22 protein-coding genes are annotated in these 19,300 nt (G+C 65.5%); 12 read left to right on the top strand and 10 right to left on the bottom strand.

Annotated features, from left to right (window positions below; all coding sequences use genetic code 11):
* Position 1: 1 nt before the first annotated feature.
* Positions 2-1,534, bottom strand: a complete 1,533-nt coding sequence (gene ubiB / locus V8324_RS10760) for a 2-polyprenylphenol 6-hydroxylase (protein WP_336419938.1) — start codon at positions 1,532-1,534, stop codon at positions 2-4.
* 3 nt (positions 1,535-1,537) lie between these two features.
* The gene (gene ubiE, locus V8324_RS10755) at positions 1,538-2,281 is read right to left on the bottom strand and encodes a bifunctional demethylmenaquinone methyltransferase/2-methoxy-6-polyprenyl-1,4-benzoquinol methylase UbiE (RefSeq protein WP_336419937.1); all 744 of its coding nucleotides are present in this window, start codon (positions 2,279-2,281) and stop codon (positions 1,538-1,540) included.
* A gap of 86 nt (positions 2,282-2,367) precedes the next feature.
* Here ubiE and mutM point away from each other — a divergent pair, with 86 nt between their 5' ends.
* The 4 genes from mutM (at position 2,368) to rlmH (ending at position 5,257) form a co-directional block, all read left to right on the top strand.
* A complete protein-coding gene (gene mutM / locus V8324_RS10750; protein ID WP_336419936.1) occupies positions 2,368-3,219 on the top strand; it encodes a bifunctional DNA-formamidopyrimidine glycosylase/DNA-(apurinic or apyrimidinic site) lyase in 852 nt (283 codons plus the stop codon).
* 63 nt (positions 3,220-3,282) lie between these two features.
* Complete coding sequence (locus V8324_RS10745; RefSeq protein WP_336419935.1) at positions 3,283-4,059, top strand: enoyl-CoA hydratase; 777 nt, start codon at positions 3,283-3,285, stop codon at positions 4,057-4,059.
* A gap of 361 nt (positions 4,060-4,420) precedes the next feature.
* Positions 4,421-4,774 (top strand): ribosome silencing factor, encoded by a 354-nt coding sequence (gene rsfS, locus V8324_RS10740; protein WP_336419934.1) that lies wholly within the window; start codon positions 4,421-4,423, stop codon positions 4,772-4,774.
* Positions 4,775-4,786: 12 nt separating this feature from the next.
* A complete protein-coding gene (rlmH, locus tag V8324_RS10735) occupies positions 4,787-5,257 on the top strand; it encodes a 23S rRNA (pseudouridine(1915)-N(3))-methyltransferase RlmH (protein WP_336419933.1) in 471 nt (156 codons plus the stop codon).
* Positions 5,258-5,271: 14 nt separating this feature from the next.
* Here rlmH and V8324_RS10730 read toward each other — a convergent pair whose 3' ends face one another.
* From V8324_RS10730 to V8324_RS10705, 6 genes are all read right to left on the bottom strand, one after another.
* Positions 5,272-5,541: a glucose-6-phosphate isomerase gene (locus V8324_RS10730; protein WP_336419932.1), complete on the bottom strand. Its 270-nt coding sequence runs from the start codon at positions 5,539-5,541 to the stop codon at positions 5,272-5,274.
* 100 nt (positions 5,542-5,641) lie between these two features.
* Complete coding sequence (locus tag V8324_RS10725; protein ID WP_336419931.1) at positions 5,642-6,397, bottom strand: ABC transporter ATP-binding protein; 756 nt, start codon at positions 6,395-6,397, stop codon at positions 5,642-5,644.
* Positions 6,398-6,411: 14 nt separating this feature from the next.
* Positions 6,412-7,167 (bottom strand): ABC transporter ATP-binding protein, encoded by a 756-nt coding sequence (locus V8324_RS10720; protein ID WP_336419930.1) that lies wholly within the window; start codon positions 7,165-7,167, stop codon positions 6,412-6,414.
* A gap of 12 nt (positions 7,168-7,179) precedes the next feature.
* Positions 7,180-8,382 (bottom strand): branched-chain amino acid ABC transporter permease, encoded by a 1,203-nt coding sequence (locus V8324_RS10715; protein ID WP_336419929.1) that lies wholly within the window; start codon positions 8,380-8,382, stop codon positions 7,180-7,182.
* A gap of 2 nt (positions 8,383-8,384) precedes the next feature.
* Complete coding sequence (locus tag V8324_RS10710; RefSeq protein ID WP_336419928.1) at positions 8,385-9,416, bottom strand: branched-chain amino acid ABC transporter permease; 1,032 nt, start codon at positions 9,414-9,416, stop codon at positions 8,385-8,387.
* Between the two features lie 105 nt (positions 9,417-9,521).
* Positions 9,522-10,868: a substrate-binding protein gene (locus V8324_RS10705; protein WP_336419927.1), complete on the bottom strand. Its 1,347-nt coding sequence runs from the start codon at positions 10,866-10,868 to the stop codon at positions 9,522-9,524.
* 232 nt (positions 10,869-11,100) lie between these two features.
* On the opposite strand from V8324_RS10705, the gene V8324_RS10700 reads away from it, so the two are divergent.
* From V8324_RS10700 to V8324_RS10670, 7 genes are all read left to right on the top strand, one after another.
* Positions 11,101-12,411: a helix-turn-helix domain-containing protein gene (locus V8324_RS10700; protein WP_336419926.1), complete on the top strand. Its 1,311-nt coding sequence runs from the start codon at positions 11,101-11,103 to the stop codon at positions 12,409-12,411.
* 75 nt (positions 12,412-12,486) lie between these two features.
* Positions 12,487-12,888, top strand: coding sequence for a response regulator transcription factor (locus V8324_RS10695; protein WP_336419925.1), 402 nt, complete (start codon positions 12,487-12,489; stop codon positions 12,886-12,888).
* Positions 12,885-13,157 carry a hypothetical protein gene (locus tag V8324_RS10690; RefSeq protein WP_336419924.1) on the top strand — a complete coding sequence of 91 codons (273 nt, stop codon included), beginning with the start codon at positions 12,885-12,887 and terminating at the stop codon, positions 13,155-13,157. Before V8324_RS10695 ends, V8324_RS10690 begins: the two co-directional genes overlap by 4 nt.
* Positions 13,158-15,899, top strand: coding sequence for a sensor histidine kinase (locus V8324_RS10685; RefSeq protein WP_336419923.1), 2,742 nt, complete (start codon positions 13,158-13,160; stop codon positions 15,897-15,899).
* Between the two features lie 145 nt (positions 15,900-16,044).
* Positions 16,045-17,010: a FliM/FliN family flagellar motor C-terminal domain-containing protein gene (locus V8324_RS10680; protein WP_336419922.1), complete on the top strand. Its 966-nt coding sequence runs from the start codon at positions 16,045-16,047 to the stop codon at positions 17,008-17,010.
* Between the two features lie 87 nt (positions 17,011-17,097).
* Entirely contained in the window at positions 17,098-17,424 is a 327-nt protein-coding gene (locus tag V8324_RS10675) for a TraR/DksA family transcriptional regulator (protein ID WP_336419921.1), read from the top strand.
* 93 nt (positions 17,425-17,517) lie between these two features.
* Positions 17,518-17,727: a hypothetical protein gene (locus tag V8324_RS10670; RefSeq protein WP_336419920.1), complete on the top strand. Its 210-nt coding sequence runs from the start codon at positions 17,518-17,520 to the stop codon at positions 17,725-17,727.
* A gap of 52 nt (positions 17,728-17,779) precedes the next feature.
* Here V8324_RS10670 and V8324_RS10665 read toward each other — a convergent pair whose 3' ends face one another.
* The gene (locus V8324_RS10665; protein WP_336419919.1) at positions 17,780-17,995 is read right to left on the bottom strand and encodes a hypothetical protein; all 216 of its coding nucleotides are present in this window, start codon (positions 17,993-17,995) and stop codon (positions 17,780-17,782) included.
* A 143-nt stretch (positions 17,996-18,138) separates the two neighbouring features.
* On the opposite strand from V8324_RS10665, the gene V8324_RS10660 reads away from it, so the two are divergent.
* Positions 18,139-18,399 carry a DUF2312 domain-containing protein gene (locus tag V8324_RS10660; RefSeq protein ID WP_336419918.1) on the top strand — a complete coding sequence of 87 codons (261 nt, stop codon included), beginning with the start codon at positions 18,139-18,141 and terminating at the stop codon, positions 18,397-18,399.
* A gap of 7 nt (positions 18,400-18,406) precedes the next feature.
* Here the strand turns inward: V8324_RS10660 and V8324_RS10655 are convergent, their stop codons facing one another.
* Entirely contained in the window at positions 18,407-18,748 is a 342-nt protein-coding gene (locus V8324_RS10655) for a hypothetical protein (RefSeq protein ID WP_336419917.1), read from the bottom strand.
* Positions 18,749-19,300: the final 552 nt, after the last annotated feature.

Genomic DNA, 19,300 nt, shown 5'->3' with positions numbered 1-19,300 from the left:
GTCACGAGAGCGCTAGCACCGCCATGACGCTACCCGCGCCCAGAAGCGCCCCGGTCGCGGCGTAGCCAAGCCGGACCTGCCATGGCATGCCGGAATCTGGCTCGGGCGGGCTGGCTTGCCGGATCAGCGCCGCCTCGACCAGCTGCGGCAGCCGCGGCCCGTAGCGCGAGAGAATGGCCGCGGTGCGACCGAGATCGCGCAACGCCGCCCGCGGCCCTATGGTCTTCTTGATGTAATCCTCGACCACCGGGCGCGCGACCTGCCAGATGTTCATCCGCGGATCGAGGCTGCGCGCGACGCCCTCCACCACGACCATCGTCCGTTGCAGCAGGATCAGTTCGGTGCGCGTCTCCATCCCGAAGCGTTCGGTCACCTCGAAGAGATAGCTCAGCAGGTTGCCCATCGAGATGCGGCTGGCATCCATGCCGAAAATCGGCTCTCCCACGGCCCGCAAGGCCCGCGCGAAGGCATCCATGTCGCGGTCGGCCGGCACGTAGCCGGCCTCGAAATGAACCTCGGCGACGCGGCGGTAATCGCGCTTGATGAAGCCGTAGAGAATCTCGGCATAGACCCGACGCGTGTACTCGTCGATATGGCCCATGATCCCGAAATCATAGGCGATGATGTTGCCGTTCGGCGCGACCTTAAGGTTGCCCTGATGCATGTCGCCGTGAAAATACCCGTCGCGCAGGGCATGGTTGAGAAAAAGCTGCAACACCCGCTCGGCAAGCACGGCGCGATCATGACCGGCCGCATCGATGGCCGCGTTGTCGCCCATCGACACGCCGTCCGCCCAGCCCATGGTCATCACCCTGCGCGCCGACAGCGTCCAGTGCACCGTCGGCAACTGAAAGCCCGGATCCTCGGCGGTGTTCGCTGCGAATTCCGACGCCGAGGCCGCCTCGAGCCGCAGGTCGAGCTCGCCCAGCACGACGCCCTCGAAATGCGCGATCACATCGGTGGGGCGCAGGCGGCGTGCACCGGGGGCCAGCAATTCGATCATCCGCGCGGCGAAATAGAAGGCGTCGATGTCGCGGCGAAACGCCCGCTCGATCCCAGGGCGCAGCACCTTCACGGCTACCGCCTCGCCGGTCTCGCGCAGCCGCGCCTTGTGCACCTGCGCGATCGAGGCTGCCGCGACCGGCGGGCTGAAGTCGTCGAACATGCCGTCCACGGGCCGCCCGAGCTCGTCGGCGATGCTTTGCTTGGCCACGTCGTTGGGAAACGGCGGCAGCTTGTCCTGCAGGACCCGCAACTGACCGGCAAGCTCTTCACCCACGAGATCGGGGCGGGTGCTCAGGATCTGACCGAACTTGATATAGGCGGGTCCGAGGGCCGTCAGCGCGCGCGGCGCCGCCGGACTTGCGGGATCGCCCTTGTCACCGAGCCACTGGAACGGCCAGGCTAGGAACCGCATCGTCGCCCGCACCAGCGGCGGCGCCTCGAAGGCATCCATGATCAGCGCCATCGCCCCGGTGCGCTCCAGCGTCGCACCGGTGCGCACGAGCCGCACGATGTTGTGGGGTCCGCGCATGTCTCAGAGTTTCCATCCGGAATGCAGGCAGGCGATTCCGAGGCTGAGGTTGCGGTACCTGGCGTTGCCGAACCCGGCGGCGCGGACCATGTCCAGAAACGCCTCCTGGTCGGGAAACCGACGGATCGATTCGACCAGATACTGGTAGCTGTCGCGATCGTTTGCGATCGCCTGTCCGAGCCGCGGAATGATGTGAAAACTGTAAAGATCGTAGACCGTCTGCAGCATCTCGTTGGGGATCTGGCTGAATTCCAGCACCATCAGGCGCCCGCCGGGCCGCAGCACGCGATACGCCTCGTCGAGCGCCTCTTGCGGGCGGGTCATGTTGCGGATGCCAAAGCTGATCGTGTAGGCGTCGAAACTGTTATCGGCGAAGGGCAGCGCCATCGCGTCGCCCACCACCCAGTCGAGACTGTCGGCCATCGCCCCGGCCTCGGCGCGCTTGCGGCCCTCGATCAGCATCGGCTCGGTGATGTCGAGCACCGTGGCATGCCCCTGCCCCGCGCGGTCGAGGAACCTGAACGCGATATCGCCGGTGCCCCCGGCCACGTCCAGCAGGCGCTGCCCCGCGCGCGGGGCGAGCCAGTCCATCATCGCATCCTTCCAGATACGGTGAATGCCGAGGCTCATGGCATCGTTCATCACGTCGTATCTGGCCGCGACGCTGCCGAAGATCCCGCGCACACGGCCGGCCTTTTCCGATTCGGGAATCTCGTCGAACCCGAAATGGGTGGATGTCTCGCTCATGTGTCTTGTCGCCTTTTCCTGCCACATTTCTTATAGGACGGGCCGGGGCGGTTACAATGCGCCCGTGAACATGAGGCAGGTCCGAAATGCCCGAATTGCCCGAGGTCGAGACAGTCCGCCGCGGCCTTGCACCGGTTATGGAGGGCGCCGTGATCGCGCGGGCCCTCGTCAACCGCCCCGATCTGCGCTGGCCGTTTCCACCCGACATGGCGGCGCGTCTGACCGGACAGCGGGTGCTGATGCTGCGGCGGCGGTCGAAATACATCCTCGCCGATCTCGGATCGGGCGAGACGTTGTTGATCCATCTGGGCATGTCGGGGCGCATGCTGGTGTCCGGCCAGGGCGTCGGGCGCTTCGTCCACGCGCATCCCGCGCCCGAAAAACACGACCACGTCGTGCTGGAGATGGCGAACGGCGTGCGGATCACCTTCAACGACCCGCGGCGCTTCGGCGCCATGGACCTCGTGCCGTCCGCCGCGGCCGAGGCGCATCCGCTGCTGGCGAAACTGGGGCCCGAACCCCTGGGCAACGGCTTTCACGCGCCCTACCTCGCGGCGGCCCTCAACGGCCGGGCCAGCCCGATCAAGGCCGCGCTGCTTGATCAGCGGATCGTGGCGGGGCTGGGCAATATCTACGTCTGCGAGACGCTCTTTCGCGCGCGGATTTCGCCGCGCCGCCGCGCCCGCAACATTTCCGCCAAACGCGCGGGCGGTCTCGTGCCGATCATCCGCGCGGTGCTGGACGACGCGATCGCCGCCGGCGGCTCGTCCCTGCGCGATTTTCGTCATGCGAGCGGCGAGTTGGGCTATTTCCAGCATACCTTCGACGTCTACGGGCGCGAGGCCGAGCCGTGCCGTACCGAGGGCTGCACCGGCGTGATCGCGCGGGTCGTACAGGCGGGACGCTCCAGCTTCTACTGCCCGCGCTGTCAAAGATAGGTTGATCGCAGGCCCAACAGTGGTAAGGACTCGATCTGTTGGAAACAAATGAAAGCTGGTTTCATGGCCTATGAGACGATCATCGTCGAAGTAGAAGACCACGTGGCACTCATCAAGCTGAACCGTCCCGATGCCCTCAACGCGCTCAACGACCAGCTCATGTCCGAGCTTGCCCGCGCCCTCGGCGAGGCGCAGGAGAACGAGAAGGTCCGCTGCATCGTGCTGACCGGCTCGGACAAGGCGTTCGCGGCCGGCGCCGACATCAAGATGATGAGCGGCAAGGGCTTCGTAGACGTCTTCATCGAGGATCTGTTCACCGGCGATACCGATGCGATCATGCGCGTGCGCAAGCCGATCATCGCGGCCGTTTCGGGCTACGCCCTGGGCGGAGGCTGCGAGTTGGCGATGATGTGCGATTTCATCATCTGCTCGGATACCGCGAAATTCGGCCAGCCAGAGATCAATCTCGGGGTCATCGCGGGCCTCGGCGGCACACAGCGCCTGACGCGCTATGTCGGCAAGTCCAAGGCGATGGACATGAACCTGACGGGCCGCTTCATGGATGCCGAAGAGGCCGAGCGATCGGGGCTGGTCAGCCGCGTGGTCCCGGCCAAGAAACTGATGGAAGAGGCGATGGCCGCGGCCCAGAAGATCGCCGAAAAGTCGCAGATCACGGTCATGGCTGCCAAGGAGACCGTCAACCGCTCTTACGAGACCACGCTGCGCGAGGGACTTCTCTTCGAACGGCGCGTCTTTCATTCGCTCTTCGCGACAGAGGACCAGAAAGAGGGCATGGCCGCCTTCGCCGAGAAACGCGAGGCGCAATTCCGCGACAAGTGAGCGCGGCCGCGGCGCCGGGCCGGGAGGGGCATTGCGTCCCTTGGCCTTCGGCCGGCAGACTTTGTGCACCGGTCGCCAGATCATCAGGAACCGTCCCGAGTTTGTCGGAAGATTTATGGCGAAATGATCGTTGTCCACCCCTCTGGCTGGACAAACTAGGTTGATCCGCGCATCGGGTTTCGACACCGCTTGCGGTCCGTTGCCGCAAGGTGTCATTGAAATGTCATCGGTCCCTTGCTACCTTGATGACATGTCCAGCATCGGGGCGTTGCGGTGCGCAATCAAGGAGGACTATGTCCTGTCTCTTACGACTTATGCGGCCGGGGCCGCTGATCACGGGGCACATTCGACGGTGCCCGTTTTGACCGCAGACAGCGAAGCGCAACTTGCGGCAATCCTCACTTCCCTTTCCGATGACAAGGCCGAAGAGGTCGTGCAGATCGACATGCGCGGCAAGACCGTGATGGGCGATTACATGGTGATATGCTCTGGCCGCTCATCGCGGCAGGTCTCCGCGATATCGGAAAAGCTGGTGGATCGGCTTAAGCAGGATCACGGCATCCTCGCCAAGACCGAGGGAAAGACCGCCGGCGACTGGGTGCTGATCGACACGGGCGACGTGATCGTTCACGTCTTCCGCCCCGAGGTGCGCGAGTTCTACCAGCTCGAGAAGATGTGGATGCCCGCCGGGCAGACCGCCGCGTCGCAGGTCTGATCGCGGTCCCGAATGCGGATCCATGTCAGCGCCGTGGGCCGGTTGCGCGCCGGGCCGGAACGCGCGTTGTTCGACGATTACGCCACGCGGTTCGACAGAACCGGGCGCGCCTTGGGGCTTGGCCCGCTGAAGCTGCACGAGGTCGAGGACAGGAAGTGTGGCGGCATAAGCGCCGAGGCGGCGCTGCTGGACCGCACGATCCCCAAGGGCGCGTTACTGGTCGCTCTGGACGAGCGCGGCGCGCTTCTGACCTCGCCCGAATTTTCACGACATCTTGGTGACTGGCGCGACGGGGGGCGCGGTGACGCGGCCTTCCTGATCGGCGGGGCCGACGGCATTGACCCAGAACTGCGGGCGCGCACGGATTTCACGCTGTCCTTGGGCAAGATGGTCTGGCCGCACATGCTGGCGCGGGTGATGCTGGTCGAACAGCTTTACCGCGCGGCGTCGATCCTTGCGGGCAGCCCCTATCACCGGTCGTGACCGGGGCCTGCTGTTCAGCAGGGCACCGTGCGATAGGTGCCGTCGCCATTGGCATACGCGCATTCCCCGGTCCGGGTGTTTCGTGCCACCAGCGTGCCCGCGGCGGCCCCGGCGAGGCTCGAGATCACCGTCCAGCCGGGATTGGCGTCAAAGACCGCCGCCCCGACAAGACCGGCCCCGGCACCGATCGCGGCGCCCGTCAGTTCGCGGTTGTCTTGGGGCAGTGTGCCGCACCCCGCAAGAGTGATCCCGGCGAGACTGGCGATTAAGATATTGCGGATCATGGGCGCCTCCTGATCGATGATTTGACACCGCCAAGATGGGCCCGCCGCGCCGCAAGATCAAAGGGGTCCGGCGGGCGATTGCCGACGCGCCGCGACGCTCTCAGATCGCCAGGTATTCCGAGCGCAGTTCCTCGTTTTCCAGCACCTCGGCGGCGGTGCCGTCGAACACGATGCCACCCGTGTCGAGGATCACCGCCCGGTCCGCCAGTTCCAGCGCGCGCACCGCGTTCTGTTCCACCAGTATGGTGGTGATTCCCTGTTCCTTGATGATGCGCAGGGTCTTCTCGATCTCGTCGACGATCACCGGCGCCAGCCCCTCGTAGGGCTCGTCGAGCAGCAGCACCCTGATGTCGCGGGCCAGCGCGCGGGCCACGGCCAGCATCTGCTGCTCGCCGCCCGACAGGGTCGTGCCCTCCTGCTTGCGACGCTCGGCAAGGCGCGGGAAAAGATCGTAGAGCCGGTCGAACGACCAGCCCACGGGCGGGGCGATCTGCGCCAGTTGCAGGTTCTCCTCTACCGTCAGGCCGGGAATGATGCGCCGGTCCTCGGGCACCAAGCCGATCCCCGCCATGGCGGCCTCATGGCTGCGCATCTTGTGGAGCGGCTGATGATCCAGCCAGATCTCGCCATGATGCACCTGCGGGACATCCATCCGCGCGATCGAGCGCAGCACGGTTGTCTTGCCCGCCCCGTTGCGGCCCAGAAGCGCCAGGATCTCGCCCTCGTGGACGTTGAAGCTGATATTCTGGACGATGTAGCTTTCGCCGTAATAGCTTTCGAGGTTCCACACCGACAGGAAAGCCGGCGCGGTCTCGGCATAGTTGCGGCCCCTGGAAAAATCGGATTTGACGTTCATGATAGGCTCTCCTGTCAGGCGGCTTCGCCGAGATACGCTTCGCGCACCTTCGGGTGCCCCTTGATCTTTTCGGGCGTGTCCTCGACCAGCGGGCTGCCCTGGGCCAGCACGGTGATCCGGTCGGCGAGGCTGAAGACCACGTGCATGTCATGCTCGATGATCACGATGGTGATGTCGCGCTCCTCCTTGATCTGCTTCAGCAGGTCGATGGTGGCGTTGGTGTCGGCGCGCGCCATGCCCGCCGTCGGCTCGTCGAGCAGCACCAGCCGCGGCTCTTGCGCCAGGCACATGCCGATCTCCAGCCGCCGCTTGTTGCCGCGCGACATCCAGGCCGCGTGCTGGTGCCGATCGTCGGCCAGCCCGAGGCTTTCGAGCAACTCCTCGGCCTGTTTCAGGATCCCGGTCTCGTTGTCGGCATGCTCGAAGGCGTGCATGCGGAAGATCCCGTCGCGCTTGGCGAAGATCGGGATCATCATGTTCTCCAGCACCGTCAGGTCGCCGAAGATCTCTGGCGTCTGGAACACGCGGGAGATGCCCATCTGGTTGATTTCGTAGGGTTTGCGCCCCAGCACCGACTGGCCCTCGAACATCACCGACCCGGTATCGGGAATCAGCTTGCCGATCAGGCAGTTGAGCAGCGTGGACTTGCCCGCGCCGTTCGGCCCGATGATCGCATGCACCGAGTTTTCGGCGATGTCGAGATTGATGTCCGAGAGCGCCTGCAACCCGCCGAAGCGCTTGCCCACGTTCTTGACTTCCAGAATGCCCATGACGCGCGCTCCTTATTCGGCCGGGTTGGATTGCTTGGATTTCGCGGCCTCGCGGGCCTTCCGGCCCCGGAAGAGACGGCCAAGCCGCTGCCCGCCCTCGACCAGCCCGCCGGGCAGGAAGATCACCACCAGCATGAAGACCAGTCCCAGCGTCAGGTGCCAGCCCTTGCCCACGAACGGATAGATCAGCGTGACCAGCAGGTTCTCCAGCCCGTCGGGCATGAAGGCGAACCAGCTGTGCAGGATCTCCTCGTTGATCTTCGAGACGATGTTTTCCATGTACTTGATCGCGCCGGCGCCCAGCACCGGGCCGATCAGCGTGCCGACGCCGCCGAGGATGGTCATCAGCACCACCTCGCCCGACGCCGTCCAGAACATCCGCTCGGCCCCCGCCAGCGGATCCATCGACGCCATCAGCCCGCCGGCCAGCCCGGCATACATCCCCGAGATCACGAAGGCCGCAAGCGCGTAGGGCCGCGCGTGCACGCCGGTATAGGTCATCCGGGTGTTGTTGGACTTGATCGCGCGCAGCATCATCCCGAAGGGCGACCGGAACAGGCGGATCGCCATGTAGAAGGCCAGCAGCATGATGATCGCGCAGAAATAGTAGCCGATCGAGAAGGTGAATACCCAGTCGCCGAACGCCAGTTCGGTGCTCGCGTTCATCTTCAGCCCGAAGAGGCCCGGCCGTGGGATGTTGCCGCTTTCGGTCACCGCGAAATCGAGGAGGCGCGGATCGCTCAGCGCCAGTTGCAGCCCGGTCTCGCCGCCGGTGATCGGCGTCAGCACCGAATAGGCCAGCGCGTAGGACATCTGCGCGAAGGCGAGCGTCAGGATCGCGAAATAGATCCCCGATCGGCGCAGCGACACGTAGCCGATCAGCAGCGCGAACAGCCCCGAGGTGACCACCGCCAGCGCAATCGCCGGGATCACGTTCATGCTGAACAGCTTGAACATCCACACCGCCGCGTAGCTGCCCACCCCGAGGAAGGCCGCGTGACCGAAGCTGAGATAGCCGGTCAGCCCGAACAGGATGTTGTAGCCGATGGCGAAGATCCCGAAGATTACGAAACGCTGCATCAGGTCCGGATAGCCCGCGTTGAACTGCGCCATGGCGGAATTCACCGGAAACGGGTTCAGCAGGAACGGGGCCAGGATCGTCAGCAACGCGACGATCACCAGCAGGGCGAAGTCTCTTTTTCCCAGACCAAGCATGGTCACTCCTCCATCACGCCCTTGCGGCCCATCAGGCCGCGCGGACGCGTCAACAGAATGATGATGGCGACCAGATAGATGATGATCTGGTTGATGCCGGGGAGAACCTCGATCACCGCGCCCATCGACGCGAAGGATTCAAGGATGCCCAGCAGGAAGCCCGCCAGCACCGCGCCGGGCAGGCTGCCCATGCCGCCGACGACCACGACGACGAAGCTGAGCACCAGGAAATCCATCCCCATATGGTAGCTCGGCGGGTTGATCGGGGCGTACATCACCCCCGCCACCCCGGCCACCGCGGCGGCAAGGCCGAACATGATGGTGAAGCGCTTGTCGATGTTGATGCCCAGAAGCTGCACGGTCTCGCGGTCGGCCATGCCCGCGCGCACCACCATCCCGAAGGTGGTGAAGCGCAGGAAGGCGAAGACCCCGGCGATGATCACCGCGGCAAAGCCGAAATACACCAGCCGCCAATAGGGATAGATGATCTGACCCGGATCGAAGCCGATCAGCGTGCCGAAATCGAACGAGCCGCGGAAGGCTTCGGGCGCCGGTGTCTGGATCGGGTTGGCGCCGTAGAAATGCTTGACGATCTCCTGCAGCACGATGGCCAGCCCGAAGGTCACCAGGATCTGGTCGGCATGCGGGCGATGGTAGAAATGCTTGATCAGCCCGCGCTCCATGACGAAGCCGATGAGCACCATGATCGGGATCGCGAACAGGATCGCCAGCGGTACCCCCCAGTCGAGGATCGTGCCCCCCAGTTCCGGGCCCAGCCAGTGCTCGACATAGGTGGTCTTGACCGTTGCCGGGTTGCCTAGGAAATCGGTCCTGTTCGGGTCGATCGTCTCGAATCCGAGGTTGAGCAGCCGGGACAGCGTGACCGCGCAGAACGCGCCGATCATGAACAGCGCGCCATGGGCGAAATTGACGACCCCGAGCGTGCCGAAGATCAGCGTCAGGCCCAGCGCGATCAGCGCATAGGCAGAGCCCTTGTCGAGGCCGTTGAGTATCTGGAGGATGATCGCGTCCATTATCCCACCCATGGGTTAGAGAAGACGGTGGTCTGTGGCTGAATACGTGCCGTCAGGCGGATCGGCCGCGCGCCGCAGGGCGCGCGACCGGAAGTCGATGTGCCGTCAGGCGCCGTTGTTGCACGACCCCAGCGACCCGCCCGCGAATTGCGGGTGATCGGGCTCGTAGGTGACCTGCTCGGTCGGGGTGACCTCGACGATCTCCAGCAGGTCGAACTCCGACTCGGGGTTCTGCTTGCCGCGCACCACCAGCACGTCCTTGAAGCACTGGTGATCCTCGGCGCGGTAGAGCGTCGGCCCGTTGCCCAGCCCGTCGAACTCGAAATCCTCGAGGGCCTCGACCACGGCGCAGGGCTGGAAGCTGCCGGCGCGCGCCACCGCATCCGCGTAAAGAAGCGTCTGCACGTAGCAGGTATGCGCCGCCTGGCTGGGCGGAAAGCCGTATTTCTCGCCGAAGGACCGCACGAACGCCTTGGACGCATCGTCCTGCAGCGACCAGTGCCAGTTGGTCGAGCCGAAGATGCCCTTGACGTTCTCGCCGGCGCCGCGCGCCATCAGGCGCGAATAAAGCGGCACGACGATCTCGAAATCCTTGCCGTTGGCGGTGGCGTCGCGCAGGCCGAACTGCACCGCGTTCGTCAGCGAGTTGACCATGTTGCCGCCATAGTGGTTCAGCACCAGCACGTCGGCGCCCGACTGCATCACCGGCGCGATGTAGGACGAGAAATCGGTCTGCGTCAGCGGCGTCTTGACGGCGTTGACGGTTTCCCAGCCCATTGCCTCGGTCGAGGAACGGATCGCCTCTTCGGTGGTGTAGCCCCAGTTGTAGTCTGCGGTCAGGTGATACGCCTTGCGGTCGGTGCCGTAGGCATCGGCCAGCACCGGCGCCAGCGCCGCGCCCGACATGTAAGAGTTGAAGAAGTGGCGAAAGCCGTTGGCCTTGCGGTCCTTGCCGGTCGTGTCGTTGGAATGCGTCAGGCCAGCCATGAAGATCACGCCCGCCGACTGGCACAGGTCCTGCACCGCGACGGCGACGCCCGACGACGACCCGCCGGTGATCATGATCGCACCGTCCTTCTCGATCATCGAGCGGGCCGAGGCGCGCGCCGCGTCCGACTTGGTCTGGGTGTCGCCGGTGACGTACTCGATCTTCTTGCCGAGGATGCCGTTGCCCTCCAGTGCCTTGGAACTGAAGGTGTTCATCATGCCGCCGTCGCCGCCGCCGTTGAGATGCTCGACGGCCAGCTCGTAGGCACGCAGCTCGTCGGCGCCCTCGTCGGCATAGGGGCCCGATTGCGGCACGTTGAAGCCGAGGGTCACGGTGCTGCCGGTCGGCTCGTTGGTGAAGGCCGCGGCGCTCGAGGCGGTAAAGATGGTCGGCATCGCGAGACCGGCGCCGGCAATGGTGCTGGTACGGATGAGACCCCGACGGGTCAGGTTCGATCTGGTCATTCTATCCTCCCTTTACGGACAATCCTTTACGGATAATCGAGGGTCGCACCTCCTCAAGCGCGACCCAAGACACGATTGTGTCGATAAATTATGGGCTTGTGTCACAAAGCTGCGCAACCGCCGCCCCGGCCGGCAAGAATTCTTTTGTAAATTAATGGACATCAATGCCGGGCGGACTGTAAAAGAATTATCAAGGCAGCGCGGCAAGTGCAAATCACGACAGGATAATCCGTTGGCCGACCAGTTCACGATCGGGACACGCATACGCGACCGGCGCCTGCAGACCGGCATCCGGCAATCCGCACTTGCACGGCATGCGGGCATTTCGGCATCCTACCTCAATCTGATCGAGCATAACCGCCGCAAGATCGGCGGCAAGACCCTGCTGAAACTCGCCGAGGCGCTCGAGGTCGAGCCGGCTCTGCTGTCGGAAGGCGCCGATGCCGCGCTTGTCGCAACCCTTCAGGAAGCCGCCGCCGACTCCGGGCGCCACGACGCCGATCTCGACCACACAGAGGAGTTCGCGGAACGGTTTCCCGGCTGGGCGCGGGTGCTCGGCGCGCTGCACGAGCGCAACCAGACGCTGGAACGCACGGTCGAGACCCTCACCGACCGGCTGTCGCACGACCCGTTCCTCGCGGATTCGCTGCACGAGGTGATCTCGGCGGTGACATCCATCCGCGCCACCTCGTCGATCCTCGTCGACACCGAGGCGCTGGAGCCCGAATGGCAGGCCCGCTTCCACCGCAATATCAACGAGGACAGCACAAGGCTGACCGAGGGCGCGCAAGTGCTGGTGCGCTATCTGGAAGGTGCCGCCAATCGCGAGGCCGAGGTGCAGTCGCCGCAGGACGAGATGCACGCGTTCCTCGCCGCGCGCGACTTTCACGTGGCCGAACTGGAGCGCGCCCTTGCGAGCCCACGCGATGTCGACCGGCTGTTGCAGGGCACGCAGGGACAGGCCCTGTCGGCGCCCGCGCGCAGCCTGACGCGCGAGATGCTGCTGCGCTATCTCGACGATGCGCAGGCGCTGCCGCTGCGCGGGCTTCTGGCGCGCATCGACGATCACGGCCTGCGCCCGGACCGCTTGGCAGAGGCGTCGGGCACCGATCTGCCGCGGGTGTTCCGGCGGCTGGCCACGCTGCCGCCGGACAGCGTCGGCCCGGTGGGGCTGGCGATCTGTGACGCCTCGGGAAGCCTCGTCTTCCGCAAGCCAATCGCCGGTTTCGACATGCCGCGGCTGGCCGGGGCCTGCGCGCTCTGGCCGCTCTACCAGGTGATGGCGCAGCCCAACGTGCCGCTGCGCATGCGGGTGCGGCAGGCCGGGCGCGGCGACGCGCCGGTGCTGGCGATGGCGGTGGCCGGGGCGGCGGGGCCCGCGGGCTTCGGCCGGCCGGCGCTGACCCGGATGCACATGCTGCTGCTGCCCGACATCCCGGGCGATCCCGGCGAGGTGCTGGAGCTCGGCGTCAGTTGCCGGATCTGCCCGCTGCGCGACTGCGCCGCGCGGCGCGAGCCGTCGATCATAGCAGAGGGCTTTTGACAGGGACCCGCACAGCCTCGATAGTACAGGCTGCGCGCGGGGCTGCGCACGCATCGGAAAGGGGAGGCCGATCGCATGGACACCACCGGAGAGACGACCGAGGCGACCACGGGAAAGAAGGTTCTGCTGATCGAGGACGAACCCAACATCATCGAGGCGGTCAGCTTCATCCTGTCGCGCGACGGCTGGGAGGTGAAAACCCACTCCAACGGGCATGACGCGATGGACACGGTGCGCGCACGGCGTCCCGACCTGATCATCCTCGACGTGATGCTGCCCGGAAAAAGCGGCTACGACATCCTCGAAGAAATCCGCGCCGATGCCGATTTCGCAAAGACCCCGGTGCTGATGTTGACCGCGCGCGGGCAGGTCAAGGACCGTGAGACCGCCGAACGCGCCGGCGCCGACCAGTACATGACCAAGCCGTTCTCGAACGCCGACGTGCTGGCCGCGGTGCGCGCGCTGGTCGGGGCATGAGCCCCGAGCGCGGCCCTGTCTTCCTGGCGCGGCGCACCTACCGGCAGCGCCGCCTGGCCGACGCCGCCCGCATGCTGCCGATCGCGGCGGGGGTGCTGATGATCCTGCCGCTGCTGTGGCAGGGCCCGGACGGCGATCCCGGCACCGCGATGGTGATGATCTACATCTTCGCGCTCTGGATCGTGCTCGTGGGGCTGTCGGCGCTGGTCTCGCGGCACCTGCGCGCGCGCGAACCCGACAAGGGCAACCCCAACCACGGGGACGGGTGAATGTCCACGCTCAACGTCCTCGTGCTGGTCTGCATCTGCTACGTGGCGCTGCTGTTCGCGGTGGCCTTCGGCGCGGATCGCGCCGCGGCGCGCGGGCGGGTCGGCTGGCTGCGCTCGCCTATCGTCTACACGCTGTCGCTGTCGATCTACTGCACGGCCTGGACATTCTACGGCGCGGTCGGCTTTGCCGCGCGGTCGGGGCTGGAATTCGTGACCATCTATCTCGGCCCCACGCTGGTGATGATCGGCTGGTGGTGGACGCTGCGCCGGCTGGTGGTGGTCGGCCGCACCCAGCGCATCACCTCGATCGCCGACCTGATCTCGTCGCGCTACGGCAAGTCCAACCTGCTCGCGGTGTTCGTCACCGTGCTCGCGGTGATCGGCACGACGCCCTATATCGCGCTGCAACTGCAATCGGTCACGCTGTCCTTCGCCGCCTTCGCCGAGACCGACCCCGAAGCGATCCACCTGTCGGACATGCAATCCACCGCGCTGTGGGTGGCGGTGGGGCTGACGGTGTTCACCGTGCTTTTCGGCACCCGCAACCTCGACGCCAACGAACGCCATCACGGCGTCGTCATGGCCATCGCGATGGAGGCGGTGGTCAAGCTGTTCGCGCTGCTGGCGGTCGGGGTGTTCGTGGTCTGGGGGCTGGCCGGCGGCATGGGCGACATGCTCGACCGGATCGAGGCGTCGGGGATCTCGCGCTTCGACGTGCCCGGATCGCGCTGGGTGGGGCTGACGCTGCTGTCGGCGGCAGCCTTCATCTGCCTGCCGCGGATGTTCCAGGTCATGGTGGTCGAGAACGAGGACGAGGAACATCTGCGCACGGCGTCCTGGGCGTTTCCCGCCTACCTGATGCTGATGAGCCTGTTTGTCATCCCGATCGCCGCCGTCGGCCTTCAGATGATGCCCGAGGGCGCCAACCCGGATCTTTTCGTGCTGACCCTGCCGCTGATGGACGGGCGAGACGGACTGGCGATCCTCTCGTTCCTCGGCGGGTTCTCCAGCGCCACCTCGATGGTGATCGTGGCGTCGATCGCGCTGTCGACGATGGTGTCGAACCATGTGGTGATGCCGATCTGGCTGCGCTATTCAGGCAATGCCGCGATGATGTCGGGCGATGTGCGCAAGGTGGCGATCACCGCCCGGCGCCTCAGCATCGCTGGCGTGGTCTTCCTCGGCTATCTCTACTTTCACCTCTCGGGCGGCGGCACGGCGCTGGCGGCGATCGGCCTGATCGCCTTCGTCGGCGTGGCGCAGTTCCTGCCGGCGCTGATGGGTGGCCTCTTCTGGCGCGGCGCCACGCGCAGCGGCGCGCTGGCGGGCCTCGGCGCGGGGGCGCTGGTGTGGCTCTACTGCCTCTTCCTGCCCAGCTTCGGGCCCTCGGCGGTGCTGCCGCAGGCGGTCTTCGAGCACGGCCTCTGGGGGATCGGCTGGCTGCGGCCCTACGCGCTTTTCGGCACCGAGCGGCTGGATCCGGTGATCCACGCGGTAATGTGGTCGATGCTGCTCAATACCGGGTGTTTCATCCTCGGCTCGCTGCTCAGCTTCCCGAAACCGCTGGAGCGATTGCAGGGTGCGCAATTCGTCAACGTGTTCGAACATTCCGGCACCCCCGGCGGCTGGACCGGCAACATGGCCCAGAGCGAGGATCTTCTGGTCATGTCGCAACGCATCATGGGCGCGCACGAGGCACAGACGCTGTTTGCCGACGCCGCAAGGCGGCAGGGCGTGGCGGGCTACTTGCCCGAGCCCAGTCCGGATTTCCTGCAGGAGCTTGAACGCGTGCTGTCGGGATCCGTGGGGGCGGCCACGGCGCATGCGATGATCGGCCAGATCGTCGGCGGCGCCACCGTCTCGGTCGAGGACCTGATGGCGGTCGCCGACGAGACCGCGCAGATCATGGAATATTCCACCCGCCTCGAGGCGCAAAGCCAGGAACTGGCCCGCACCGCCCGGCAGTTGCGGCAGGCCAACGAGAAACTGACCCAGCTTTCGGTGCAGAAGGACGCGTTCCTGTCGCAGATCAGCCACGAATTGCGCACCCCGATGACCTCGATCCGGGCGTTTTCCGAGATCTTGCGCGACACCGGCGACCTGACGCCCGAGGAACAGGGAAAATACGCCTCGATCATCCATGACGAGACGGTGCGCCTGACCCGCCTGCTCGACGATCTGCTGGATCTCAGCGTGCTGGAGAACGGCCAGGTCGAGATCAACGTCCAGACCGGTCAGCTCGTCGATGTGCTCGACCGCGCCGAGCGCGCGGCGGGCGTCAAGGACAGCACGCTGCAGGTCGACCGCGACCGCGCGTCCGAGGCGGTCACGCTGACCTCCGATCTCGACCGGCTGGCCCAAGTCTTCATCAACCTGATCGCCAATGCGCGCAAGTATTGCGACGGCACCCCGCCGGTGATGACCATCCGCACCAGCCTGCACGACGACGTCGTGGTGGTCGATTTCACCGATAACGGCTCGGGCATCCCGCCCGACAAGCAGGCGGTGATCTTCGAGAAATTCTCGCGGCTTGGGCAAAGCTCGGCTGCCGGCGCGGGTCTCGGCCTGGCGATATGCCGCGAGATCATGGAGCGTCTGGGCGGCTCGGTCAGCTACCTCCCCGGGCAGACCGGCGCGGCCTTCCGGGTCAGCCTGCCACTCAGCGGCCCGCCCGCCGCACCGAAGGCAAAGGAAGAGGCCGCGTCGCCTGAAGAGGCGGAAAGCGTCGACGCGCCCGGCTGATCTAAAGGAAATGGTAACCGGAACCGGCCTAGGGTGCGGCAAGGATTCCAGGAACTAGGCGGCGGGCGTGATGTCATCGCAAGACCACGAGAAGGTCATTCATCGAAAGGCCCGACCGGCCCGGGACGGGTGCGAATCACGGGCGATGTCGCAGGCCAAGGCGCTGCGGCTGTCGCTGGCGCGCGCCGCCGACGCGCTTTTCGACCTCGCGCTGACGGTGGCGACCGTGGAACAGCGCCGCGTGGGCCTCGCGGATATCGCCGAGGTGCTGCACGAGGACGGGCTGATCGTGTTGCTCGACGGCAGCGACGGCGCGCGCGGGGCGCTCTGCCTCGACCAGCAGATGATGGCGGCACTGATCGAGGTGCAGACGACCGGCCGGGTGCGCAAGGGCGCCGCCCAGCCGCGCCCCGCCACGCGCACCGACGCGGCGATGACGGCGCCGCTGGTGGATGCGCTGATGGACGGTATCGACAGCGAAATGGGCGCCGAGATCGCCGACTACCAGCCGCGCGGCTTCTGCTTCGGCGACCGGGTCGAGGATCTGCGCGGCCTCGCGCTGACGCTCGAGGCGGACAATTACGACCATTTCCGCGTGACCGTCGATCTCGCCAGCGGCGCAAAGACCGGGTGCCTCGACCTTCTGCTGCCGGTCCGCGCCGCGCCGCCGAAACGGAACGCGGCGGCGGACCCCAAGACCGGCAAAGGCGCCGAAATGGGCGATATCGTGCTGGGGGCGCCGGTCGTGCTCGACGCGGTGCTGGCGCGCATCACCCTGCCGCTGCGCGACGCCTGTGCGTTCGAGCCCGGCCAGACCCTGCCCCTCGACCGCGAGGCGCTGAGCGCGACGCGGCTCCTGGGTGCCGGCGGCCACCTCGTGGCCGAGGCGCGGCTCGGCCAGGTCAATGGCTGGCGCGCGTTGCGGCTCGTCTCGGCCCCCTCGGCCCCCTTGCCCGACCTCGCCGAGCCCGCGCCGCAGGGCACCTCCGACCGCCCTGCCCTGCGCGGCCCCGAATCACCGGCCAAGGCGCCGCGCGACGCGGCCGGGCCAAAGGCGCAGACAGCCCCGCCCGACAGCGATCCGGTCGCGCAGGCCGCGGACGATCTCTGATACGCATTCCTCAGCCCCTGATTGACGTGGATCAAGGCCACCGCCCCTCCCGCATGGCAACGTCTGGAAAAGCGCGGAGGGGATCGCATGCTGGACACGTCACAATATCACGCGGCACTGATGCACCGTCTTCGGACGCTCGATGACCGGATGCACGCCATCGAGGCCGAGCTCGACACGCCCCGTTCGTCCGACTGGGAGGAAAGCGCCGTGGAGCGCGAGGGCGACGAGGTGCTGGAATCTCTCGGCCACAACAGCGAGCTCGAAGTCGCCCGCATCCGCGCCGCGCTGGCCAGGATCCGCGACGGTTCTTACGGGACCTGCACGGTCTGCGGCGAACCGATCTCCGAGGAGCGGCTCGAGGTGCTGCCCGAAACGCCGATGTGCCGCGTGTGCGCCGCGCAGACATCCTGAGCGGCGTCACTTTTTCGTCGCCGAACGCTGTTACTGATACCCGCGGAAGGCGAATCCTGCTATTATTGAGACTGCACCGAGGGGAGGACGACCATGATGGACTTGCACACCGAGATCGACCATCTTCAATCTCTGATCGACCAGGCGGATCCGGACACGCGCTACAAGCACGAACCGGATCTTCGCCACGCGATCGAACGCATGCGCGCAGAGGACGTGGCCGTGCCCGCCCCCGTCAAGCGCCTGCACCAGATCCTGCTGAGCGAGGCCATCGAGGCCGAATTCGACAACATGCCCGTTTGAAGGCAGGACTGACCGGCGCATCCGGCCGGTACCGGCGGATCATGCCACGGCCCTAGCCCAGCATGATCCCCGTGATCACCATGATCAGCCCGAACGCCGACAACAGCAGCGCACCCATGTTCCATGGCACCACCCGGCGCACGGCGTCGCGCAGATCCTGATCCGACAGGTTGCTGCGACGCGCGCGCCAGACCCGTGCGATGCACCACAACAGGCCCGCGAGGCCTGCGATCGACAGCGCGGTCCCGATCCAGATCAGACTTTCCATCGCGGTTTACTCCTCGTCTCCGGCGCGACACACGCATGCCGCCTAAGCCAAAGCCGCCGCCCGCGCAAGCGGCGCACGGGTTGCCGCTTGCACAGGCCTGCATGCGCCGCTAAGCGTGCCTCTCGTGCAAAGCGGAGGCTCCCATGAACGACATGACGTCCGACCAGAATTACAACGTCGCATCCGACGAATTGCGCCAGTTCGTCGAACGGATCGAGCGGCTGGAAGCCGAGAAGAAGGACATCGCCGACCAGGTCAAGGAGGTCTACGCCGAAAGCAAGGCGCGCGGCTACGACCAGAAGGCGCTGCGCACGATCATCAGCCTGCGCAAGAAGGACAGCGACGCGGTCGCCGAGGAAGAGGCTGTGCTGCAGCTTTACAAGGAAGCCCTCGGGATGACGTGAAAGCCTCTTAACACATTGAAAACGCGATCAAACAATGACGACCTTGTGAATGCGGCGTTTTTTCATGTGAAATGGCATCGAAGACCCGCTTTTTACCGAACAAATCGGCATGGATATCCGGCTTGGGATCGGCACCGAGCGTGTTGGCACGAAGCTGCGCAGAACCTCCATCAAGCCATTGTTCCTTAACATCGTTCTTGATGTGACGGGCTTTGGCGGCCCAAAGGCGCTTCGATGATTTTTTTCTTGTCAGATATTTAGATGATCGTGAGGTTGTGGCATCAAGCCATTGCAAATCTATGCCATCGGGCTCGTGCCAAGTGTTTCGTCCGGCATGGGATTGCCACACTCACGGAGCAGAATAACCTGTTGTAAAAAGATAGATCTTGTCAGTTTGTGCCGGGGGGGGGAATCCTGCTCGGCACGATAGGCTTTTCTACCGTGAAGACATTTGTTGCGTGACAAGCGGACCGAGATTTGCGCGCATTAGCTCCTCCTTGGACGAAAACAGGACGACGCCGACGCTACGGCACTCACGGCAGCATCGGCCCCACTTCCAGAGGCACACTCGTAGATAAACCCGAAACCGAAGGAGACTTGGCCGCGCCCAATGGTGCTGGTTCACCGAGGTCCCGACCCGGGACGCGGTCCCCGATGATGCCGGGTCACGCCTGATCGCCAGACGATTTGCCCGGGGACGCCTTTGAGATAGGCACACAGGAACCGCTCTTGGACTTGGCATGATGCGGCAGCCTGCGCGCTGACCGCGAACGGACGCATCATCCCGGTGTGAGAATTCACTCGGTGACGGAAGTATCCGTGTTGATCAAGCGGTTTTCGGGGTCCACTTGCGATTAGCTTTGACGAGCGCATTTGCCATTTCGATAAGTTTACGCATGAC

It is taken from the genome of Roseovarius sp. D22-M7 (assembly GCF_037083785.1).
In the GTDB taxonomy this organism is placed as follows: Bacteria; Pseudomonadota; Alphaproteobacteria; order Rhodobacterales; family Rhodobacteraceae; genus Roseovarius.
The sequence above is the reverse complement of the archived record's forward strand: the minus strand, read 5'-3'. Positions and strand labels throughout refer to the sequence as shown.

Bases quoted from the DNA above. Each gene is read 5' to 3' on its own strand.
- ubiB (WP_336419938.1), bottom strand. From the start codon at position 1,534: ATGCGCGGACCCCACAACATCGTGCGGCTCGTGCGCACCGGTGCGACG.
- ubiE (WP_336419937.1), bottom strand. From the start codon at position 2,281: ATGAGCGAGACATCCACCCATTTCGGGTTCGACGAGATTCCCGAATCG.
- mutM (WP_336419936.1), top strand. From the start codon at position 2,368: ATGCCCGAATTGCCCGAGGTCGAGACAGTCCGCCGCGGCCTTGCACCG.
- V8324_RS10745 (WP_336419935.1), top strand. From the start codon at position 3,283: ATGGCCTATGAGACGATCATCGTCGAAGTAGAAGACCACGTGGCACTC.
- rlmH (WP_336419933.1), top strand. From the start codon at position 4,787: ATGCGGATCCATGTCAGCGCCGTGGGCCGGTTGCGCGCCGGGCCGGAA.
- V8324_RS10730 (WP_336419932.1), bottom strand. From the start codon at position 5,541: ATGATCCGCAATATCTTAATCGCCAGTCTCGCCGGGATCACTCTTGCG.
- V8324_RS10725 (WP_336419931.1), bottom strand. From the start codon at position 6,397: ATGAACGTCAAATCCGATTTTTCCAGGGGCCGCAACTATGCCGAGACC.
- V8324_RS10720 (WP_336419930.1), bottom strand. From the start codon at position 7,167: ATGGGCATTCTGGAAGTCAAGAACGTGGGCAAGCGCTTCGGCGGGTTG.
- V8324_RS10715 (WP_336419929.1), bottom strand. From the start codon at position 8,382: ATGCTTGGTCTGGGAAAAAGAGACTTCGCCCTGCTGGTGATCGTCGCG.
- V8324_RS10710 (WP_336419928.1), bottom strand. From the start codon at position 9,416: ATGGACGCGATCATCCTCCAGATACTCAACGGCCTCGACAAGGGCTCT.
- V8324_RS10705 (WP_336419927.1), bottom strand. From the start codon at position 10,868: ATGACCAGATCGAACCTGACCCGTCGGGGTCTCATCCGTACCAGCACC.
- V8324_RS10695 (WP_336419925.1), top strand. From the start codon at position 12,487: ATGGACACCACCGGAGAGACGACCGAGGCGACCACGGGAAAGAAGGTT.
- V8324_RS10690 (WP_336419924.1), top strand. From the start codon at position 12,885: ATGAGCCCCGAGCGCGGCCCTGTCTTCCTGGCGCGGCGCACCTACCGG.
- V8324_RS10685 (WP_336419923.1), top strand. From the start codon at position 13,158: ATGTCCACGCTCAACGTCCTCGTGCTGGTCTGCATCTGCTACGTGGCG.
- V8324_RS10680 (WP_336419922.1), top strand. From the start codon at position 16,045: ATGTCGCAGGCCAAGGCGCTGCGGCTGTCGCTGGCGCGCGCCGCCGAC.
- V8324_RS10675 (WP_336419921.1), top strand. From the start codon at position 17,098: ATGCTGGACACGTCACAATATCACGCGGCACTGATGCACCGTCTTCGG.
- V8324_RS10670 (WP_336419920.1), top strand. From the start codon at position 17,518: ATGATGGACTTGCACACCGAGATCGACCATCTTCAATCTCTGATCGAC.
- V8324_RS10665 (WP_336419919.1), bottom strand. From the start codon at position 17,995: ATGGAAAGTCTGATCTGGATCGGGACCGCGCTGTCGATCGCAGGCCTC.
- V8324_RS10660 (WP_336419918.1), top strand. From the start codon at position 18,139: ATGAACGACATGACGTCCGACCAGAATTACAACGTCGCATCCGACGAA.